The organism is Protofrankia sp. Cj3 (assembly GCF_917627355.1).
Taxonomy (GTDB): Bacteria; Actinomycetota; Actinomycetes; order Frankiales; family Frankiaceae; genus Protofrankia.
In genome coordinates this window covers 1-7440 of record NZ_CAKJTR010000208.1, presented here as the reverse complement: position 1 = coordinate 7440, position 7440 = coordinate 1, and the positions used below count along the sequence as shown (strand labels likewise).

Here is a 7440-nt window from a genome sequence, read left to right as displayed (position 1 = left end):
AGCACCCAGCGCATGCACAGGGCATATGCGTAGAAGCGGATCTTCTTAGAGCGACCAGCAGTCGGTTAGGTGCGGCGCAGGAGGGCAAGGAACATCGCGTCGGTGCCGTGCCGGTGCGGCCACAGCTGTACGAACGGGCCGTCACCGAGAGCGCCCACCTCGGGCAGGAATACCCGGGCGTCCAGAACGGACACGTCAGCGCGCCGCGCGGCCACGTCCGTCACGACGTCGGTGGTCTCCGCCGGGTGCGGCGAACAGGTGGCGTATGCGACGACACCGCCAGGACGCACCAGGTCAAGGGCCGCGGCCAGCAGCAGCCGCTGGAGACGGGACAGCACCACGGCGTCGGAGGGCGCACGGCGCCAGCGGGCCTCGGGCCGACGTCGCAGCGCCCCGAGACCGGTGCAGGGGACATCGGCCAGCACCCGGTCGACGCTCCCCGGCCGTAGCGGCGGCCTACGGCCGTCCGCCCGGGTCACCAGAACGTTGGACCGGCCGGCCACCGCCTGGGTCACCAGCCTGGCCCGCGCGGCCCGCGGTTCCAGCGCGACCAGCCTGCTCGCGGGCAGCAGACCGGCCAGTACGGCGGTCTTGCCGCCAGGGCCGGCACACAGGTCGACGCTCACCCCGGTGTCCGTACCCCGCGTCGCCACCCTCGACAGTGCCGTCACGACCAGCTGGCTGCCCTCGTCCTGCACACCGGCCCGGCCGTCGGTGACCTCCGCGAGCCGTCCCGGATCACCACCGGCGAGGCGGACCGCATACGGCGACCACAGACCGGGCGTGCCCGCCAGGCCCCCGTCCCGGACCGCGTCCAGCAGCGCCTCGGCGTCGATCAGACCGGGTCGCGCGACTAGATGGGTGGTCGGCCGTTGGTCGTCGGCCGCCAGCGCCGAGCGGGTCTCGGCCAGGTCGCCGCCCAGCGCCGCGGCGAACGCCTCGACCACCCAGCGCGGATGGGCGGTGACCAGCGCGAGATGACCGATCGGGTCGTCCTCGTAGCTCGGCGCGGCAAGCAGGGCCGCGAGGTCACCGCCGGTCTCGTCCACCCGCGACGCGACCCGCCGCAGGACCGCGTTGGCGAATCGGACCGGCCGCTCGCCGCTGGTGTGGCGAACCAGGTCAACGGTTGACGCGACCGCCGCACGCGTCGGCACCCGGGTATAGAGCAGCTGGTAGGCGCCGAGCCGCAGGGCATCGCGCACCTTCGGGTCCACGGCGTCCACCGGACGGCTGGTGACTGTTGCGAGCAGCGCGTCCAGGATGCCCGTCGCACGCAGCGTGCCGTAGGTCAGCTCGGTGGCGAACCCCCGGTCCCGGACCGGGAGCTGACGCTGCGCGGTCAGGGCCGAAAGCAGCAGGTTCGCGTAGGCACCGCGCTCGTCCACCGCTCGCAGGACTTCCCAGGCGAGCAACCGCGCGGGATCCGCCGGGACCGCCCGTGGTGAGCGGGCACTCCCCGGCGCGGAGGAGGCAGCTGGGGAGCCGGTGGTGGTAGCCCTGCTCACACGAACCTTTCACGGTCAGTCAACCGGGCGCCACGAGCCCACGCACTGGCGGTCATGGACGCACGGCCCTCGGGACGCACCTCACCCAGCAGGACCGCTCCGCCGCCGGTACCGACGGCGATCTCCCCGTGCCCGGCGGACACGCCGATCTGCGCGGGCTCCAGCGCGGGGACCCGCAGGTCCCCCGAGGTGGAGCACGGCCGCACCGGACCGAGCTTGATCCGATGATCACGGAAGGTCGTCCAGGCACCAGGTGCCGGCGTGGCCGCCCGAACCAGCCTGTCGATGTGGAGGGCCGGCGCGGACCAGTCGATGCGCACGTCGGCCGCGGTCAGCTTGGGCGCGATCGACACGCCCTCGGCCGCCTGCGGCCGGGCCCGCGCAGCCGCGTCGTCAATGCCGTCCAGCACGGCCAAGAGCAGCCTGGCGCCCGCGTCGGCCAACCGTTCCAGCAGGTCACCGGCGGTATCATGACCGCCGATGGTCTCGGTGAGCGTCCCGTAGACCGGGCCGCTGTCGAGATCCTCCTCGATCTGGAAGACCGACGCGCCGGTCACCTCGTCCCCGGCGAGCAGGGCATGCTGCACCGGGGCGGCGCCGCGCCACGCCGGGAGCACGGAGAAGTGCAGGTTGATCCAGCCGTGCTTGGGGATGTCGAGGGCGGCCCGCGGGAGCAGCGCTCCGTAAGCCACCACCGGACAGCACTCCGGCGCCAGTTCGGCGAGACGCGCGAGGAAAGCGGGATCGCGCGGGCGTTCGGGCACCAGCGCCTCCACCGCGGCCTCCTCGGCGAGTGCCCGCACCGGCGAGTGGGCGACCTTGCGACCGCGGCCGGCCGGCCGGTCCGGGCGGGTCACCACCGCGACGACCTCATGGCGGGGCGAGTCGAGCAACGCCCGCAGGCTCGGCAGCGCGGCGGCCGGGGTGCCGGCAAACACCAGCCGCATCAGCGGGCGCGCCCGAACAGCGGATGCGGCGAGGTCTTCACCGCGGGAGGGGTCTGCCCTGCCCACTGCGCCTCGCGGATCGCCTGCATCGCGGCCTTCTTCGTGGCCCGGTCCAGCCGGTCGATGAACAGCACACCATCCAGATGATCGGTTTCATGCTGGACGCAGCGTGACAGCAGGCCACTACCCTCGATCGTGACAGGGTCGCCGTGGACGTTCTGGCCGACAGCCAGCACCCGCTCCGGCCGTTTCAGTTCGAACGCGATGCCAGGCAGGGAAAGACAGCCCTCCTCGCCATCCATCAGCTCCTCGCTGAACGGCCCCAGCAGTGGGTTGACGAGGTGCCCCACCTCGCCGTCCACGTCATAGGCGAACACCCGCAGGGACACCCCGAGCTGCGGCGCCGCCAGCCCGACCCCGTCCGCCTCGTGCATCGTGTCGGTGAGGTCCGCGACGAGCCGGCGGAGCTCCTTGTCGAACGTGGTGACAGGATCGGCCACCGTCCGCAGCACCGGGTCCCCCAACAGTCGGATCTCCCGGACCGTCACTGTCGCACCCCTTCCGGATACACACCTGTCGAGCACTGTGGCCGCGCGGCCACACTCGATCGCGGCCACACCCGATGAAGAGAATCCATGCTACGGGCTTCCACGGTAGGACCAAGGGCCCACGGGCGCGAAAACACCCGGGCCCGCGCAGCCGCCGGTCACCTGCTGGCACGTCGCCCGGCACAGCCGCCCGTCACAGTAAGGCCACCGGGTCGAGGATGACCCGGACCGGCGCGGACCTGCGGGCGTCGAGCACGCCGCGCGCCGCCTTGAGCGCAACGGCCAGCTGCTGGCCGCGGGCTCTGGGGACGCGCACCAGGACGCGTTCCCACCGCTGCTCGCCGGCCGCGGGCTGCCCGGCGCCGGCCCCGGCACCGGTGCTGGGGCCGCCCGGCCCACTCAGCCCACTTGGCCCGCCTGGCCCCGCCACCGGAACCGGGCCGAGCACATCGGCGCCAGCCGGGAGCTCAGCGGCTGCGATCAGTTCGGCGACCGGGCCGGCAGCGCCCTCGACAGCGGCGATCCGGGTCGCTGGCGGAAAGCCGAGGGCCGCACGTTCGTCCTGCTCACGATGGATGAACCAGCCCGGGTCCCAGCGGGTCAGCGCCTGCACCACCGCCAGGCCGACATCGGCGGTGACGATGATCCGGCCGCCGTCGGCGGCCGGCCGCGCCAGCGCCGCCGCCGCGCACCACCGCCGCAGGGTCTCCTCGGCCGCACGCAGGTCCGTGCGGCCGAGCAACGCCCAGGTGTCGAGCAGCAGGACCGCGCCGTAGCCGCCGTCGGCGAGCGGCTCGGCGCCCGGCGTGGACACCACCAGAACGGGCGCCGCCGCGACCGTCGCCAGCACGCCGTCCCGGCCGGACGTGCGGACCGTGACGCCCGGGAACGCGCGCCCGAGTTCCTCGGCGGTCCGCCGGTCGCCGACGACGGTCACCCGCAGCCGCGCGTCCTCACAGGATGGGCACCGCCATCCGGCGGCCTCCGCCGACGGCCGGCCGGTGAGATCAACGGCGGGGCGTCCACACCAGTTGCAGGCCGGCGGTCCGGCGCCGCTCGGGCGCCCAAGCGGCCCCTGACAACGGCCGCACCGGGCTGGCCGGCGGCAGCCCGCGCAGGCCAGTGAGGGCTGGTACCCGCGCCGGGGCACCTGGACGAGGACCGGCGCGCCGGCGGCCAACGCCTCCCGGGCCGCCCGCCAGGCGAGCGACGGCAACCGCGCGGCCCGCGCCGCTGGATCTCTGGCCTCCTCGAAGTCCGAACCGGTGGCTTCCACCCGGGCGGCCGCGGCCCGCACCACCGACCGCGGCGGGACCAGCGCACCCGCCCAGCCGACGCGAACCAGTGCCTGCGCGTCGGCCGACGGCGACCACCCGCCGATGAGCAGCCCCGCCCGTTGCTGCCGGGAGCGCAGCACCGCGACGTCACGGGTGTGGGGATAGGGCGAGCGGGGTTCGGCGTGCAGATCGTCCCCGTCGTCCCAGACAACGATCAGGCCAAGATCCCGGACCGGTGCGAACACAGCCGCGCGGGTGCCCACCACGACCCGTGCGCTCCCCCGCCTGACGGCCAGGAAACGGCGGTACCGTTCGGCCGGGCCGAGATCAGCGCTGAGCGCGGCAAAACCGGCCGCGCCGAGGACACCCCGCATCGCGTCGGCAACACGGTCGATGTCGCGGTGATCGGGGACGACGATCAGGACGCCCCGGGCCGATCGGACCGTGGCGGCGACGGCCGCGGTCACCATCGCGGGCCAGGACGGACCGGGCAGTGCCCACCACACCACCCGGGGGCTGCCGCCCGCGGCCAGATCGGCGATCATCCGTTCGCCCTCCGGATACCGCGACCAGTCGCCCGCCGGCAGGTCGGTAGCCGGCAGGTCGGCAACTGGCGGGTCGGTAGCCGGCGGTGGCTCCTTTTCCACCCGGGCATGCCGGGGTGGGACCGCCAGGCGGAGCACGTCGGCAAGGGTCCCGGCATAGCGGTCGGCCACCGTCCGGGCCAGCTCCGCGATCTCGGGTGCAAGGATCGGCTCCGGCGACACGACACGGCTCAGGAAGGTGAGCGCGCCGGTGTGCTCCGACCGCTCGCACCGGTGGAGGATGAACCCGTCCACGAGCCGGCCGGCGAAGCGAACCCGGACCCGCGCGCCGGGGACCGCGGCCTGCGCCCACCGCGCCGGCACCGTGTAGTCGAACAACCGGTCCAGATGAGCATGTGGCACGTCCACCACTACCCTGGCGACCGGCAGGTCGCCCGCTGGCTCCAGCGCACCCGGACCGGTGGCCCGCGCCGGGCCCCGGACCGTCCTGGCGCTCACTGTTGGGCGGGGTACGCCAGGCTGTTCGGGCATACCTGGTTTAGTACCAGGCACCGCTGACAGGCCTGACCGCGGACGGGCGCTCAGCGGCCCTATCCATCACGTTGCACGCCACAGGGACTGGCAGATCTGGAACTACGTGGCCGGCAGATCTGGAGCTCGGCCTTTGGCAGATCTGGAACTGAGTGGCTGGCAAATGTGGAGGTCAACTATCATCGAGCGGTGAGTACGCCGCTGCGGGGACTGGTCGAGCGGCGTCTGCTTCCCGTCATCGAGAGCCGGCTGGCCGAGGAACCCGTGGTCCTGCTCCAGGGTCCCCGGTCGGCGGGTAAGTCCACCCTGCTGCGGGGCCTGGCCGCCAGCAGGGGAGCCGAGATCGTCGACCTGGACGACGTCGCTGTCCGGGATGCGGTCGCCAGAGATCCGGGGACGTTCGTCGCCGGGCCATCCCCGGTCTGTATAGACGAGTATCAGCATGTCCCGCTCGTCCTCGACGCGATCAAAGCCGAGCTGAACCGGGATGGCCGGCCTGGGCGCTTCGTGCTGACCGGTTCGGCGCGGCACGAAGCACTTCCCCGTGCCGCCCAAGCCCTCACCGGCCGCCTGCACCGCCTGCCCGTCTACCCGCTCTCTCAGGGGGAGGTCGCCGGGGTCCACGAACATTTGCTGGATGACCTTTTCGCCGACCCGGTCAACGCCGTCAGCACCCCGCCGTCGACGACGACACGCGAGGAGTACATCGACCGAGTCGTGACCGGCGGGTTCCCACCGGTGCTTGGCCGCGCCAGCCTTGCCTCCCGGGGGCGCTGGTTCGACGACTACGTCCGCCTCAGCGTCGAACGCGACGTCCAGGAACTCAGTAGCATCCGCCAGGCTGCGGCCCTGCCGGCGCTGCTCGGGAGGCTGGCCGGCCAGACCGCGCAGATTCTCAACATCACCAGCGCGGCGGCGGGAACCCGGCTCGACCACAGGACCGCCGACAGCTACATCCGCCTGCTGGAAGCAGTGTTCCTCCTTTACCGTCTCCCTGCTTGGAGCACCACCCTCATTGCCCGGTCCACGGCTTCGCCGAAGATCCATATGCTGGACTCCGGGGTTGCGGCGCGGTTGCTGCGCCTGACACCGCAGAAGCTGGCCGCCCGCAGCCCAGCCGCGCTGACCGAATTCGGGCACCTGCTGGAGACGTTCGCCGTCGGTGAGCTCCTCAAACAAGCATCCTGGGCCGACTGGGTCAGCGGGACCGGCCACTGGCGGACTCGGGACGGTGACGAAGTTGACCTCGTCGTCGAACGCGACGACGGAATGCTGGTCGCGTTCGAGGTCAAAGCCGCCGGCCGGGTTCCCGGCTCGGACCTCACCCCACTTCGCAAGCTCCGCGACGCCACCGGCAACGCATTCCTGGCCGGCGTGATTCTCTACCTCGGCGCACGGTCCTACACCTTCGAAGACCGCCTCCATGTCATGCCAGTCGACCGCCTATGGGCCCCCTGACACGGCGCCTGTGTACGCCGACGTCCGGCAAGCGACCTGCAGCCTTCGTGACCGTGAGAGTATCGTCAGCACGCGAACACAGGGACAATCTTCGAGCGGCGATGTCGGCACAGCAGCTGATTCGACGCATGCCGCTCGGCGGCGAGCTGGAAGCCGAACAGCTGCGCCCGCGTCGGTACGACCAGGACCACCGCAGCCGCCCTCTCTGCCAAGCTGGTTTGAGACAGAACGATCAGTCTGTCGGGTGTGGTGAGCAGGGCGATATGCCGATCAGGATCCTGTGACGTTGACCATGAATGACGTGTTGTCGGGCAGTCCAGAAAGACCGGGCGGAAAAGGGAAGAAGGAATCCGGGCGGGCTTGATCGGCATTGCCCTCCTCCCGGCCGCTGGTTCATAGAGCTGCCGATCCTCACGGCTTCGGACCGCTCCTCCCATCCGCGTCATGCTCCCTCGTCGGCTCGGAGGGACCCACCTGTGGCAAGAGCAACCAGGGCGGCGTGGCCGCCACCCTTTCGTATGAGAATTTGAGGCCGGCCGCGCGACGGCTGTGGTCCTGATGTTGGCCGGTTGACTGTTGCGGCCTTCAACCGCCGGTTCTCCGCCGACTCCGGCGACGCCTTAGAG

Annotated in this window: 6 protein-coding genes; 1 reads left to right on the top strand and 5 read right to left on the bottom strand. The window is 72.0% G+C overall.

Translation table 11 applies throughout. The features are described 5' to 3' along the window. Positions 1-65: 65 nt before the first annotated feature. The 4 genes from MJ783_RS20245 to MJ783_RS20230 all read right to left on the bottom strand — a co-directional run bounded on the left by MJ783_RS20245 (position 66) and on the right by MJ783_RS20230 (position 5356). A complete protein-coding gene (locus tag MJ783_RS20245; protein ID WP_370651734.1) occupies positions 66-1508 on the bottom strand; it encodes an RsmB/NOP family class I SAM-dependent RNA methyltransferase in 1443 nt (480 codons plus the stop codon). Then, positions 1505-2455, bottom strand: coding sequence for a methionyl-tRNA formyltransferase (fmt, locus tag MJ783_RS20240; RefSeq protein ID WP_239312710.1), 951 nt, complete (start codon positions 2453-2455; stop codon positions 1505-1507). The genes MJ783_RS20245 and fmt overlap by 4 nt, the downstream gene beginning before the upstream one ends. Next, positions 2455-3003 carry a peptide deformylase gene (gene def, locus MJ783_RS20235; protein WP_239312707.1) on the bottom strand — a complete coding sequence of 183 codons (549 nt, stop codon included), beginning with the start codon at positions 3001-3003 and terminating at the stop codon, positions 2455-2457. The genes fmt and def overlap by 1 nt, the downstream gene beginning before the upstream one ends. Positions 3004-3196: 193 nt before the next feature. Beyond that, positions 3197-5356, bottom strand: a complete 2160-nt coding sequence (locus MJ783_RS20230) for a primosomal protein N' (protein ID WP_239312704.1) — start codon at positions 5354-5356, stop codon at positions 3197-3199. 189 nt (positions 5357-5545) lie between these two features. On the opposite strand from MJ783_RS20230, the gene MJ783_RS20225 reads away from it, so the two are divergent. Continuing rightward, positions 5546-6814: an ATP-binding protein gene (locus MJ783_RS20225; RefSeq protein WP_239377472.1), complete on the top strand. Its 1269-nt coding sequence runs from the start codon at positions 5546-5548 to the stop codon at positions 6812-6814. Positions 6815-6879: 65 nt separating this feature from the next. Here the strand turns inward: MJ783_RS20225 and MJ783_RS20220 are convergent, their stop codons facing one another. Then, on the bottom strand, positions 6880-7185 hold the full coding sequence (locus MJ783_RS20220) for a hypothetical protein (RefSeq protein ID WP_239312698.1): 306 nt from the start codon (positions 7183-7185) through the stop codon (positions 6880-6882). Positions 7186-7440: the final 255 nt, after the last annotated feature.

Excerpts from the sequence above, each read along its gene's own strand:
- MJ783_RS20230 (WP_239312704.1), bottom strand. The coding sequence starts at position 5,356 with ATGCCCGAACAGCCTGGCGTACCCCGCCCAACAGTGAGCGCCAGGACG.
- MJ783_RS20220 (WP_239312698.1), bottom strand. The coding sequence starts at position 7,185 with ATGCCGATCAAGCCCGCCCGGATTCCTTCTTCCCTTTTCCGCCCGGTC.
- fmt (WP_239312710.1), bottom strand. The coding sequence starts at position 2,455 with ATGCGGCTGGTGTTTGCCGGCACCCCGGCCGCCGCGCTGCCGAGCCTG.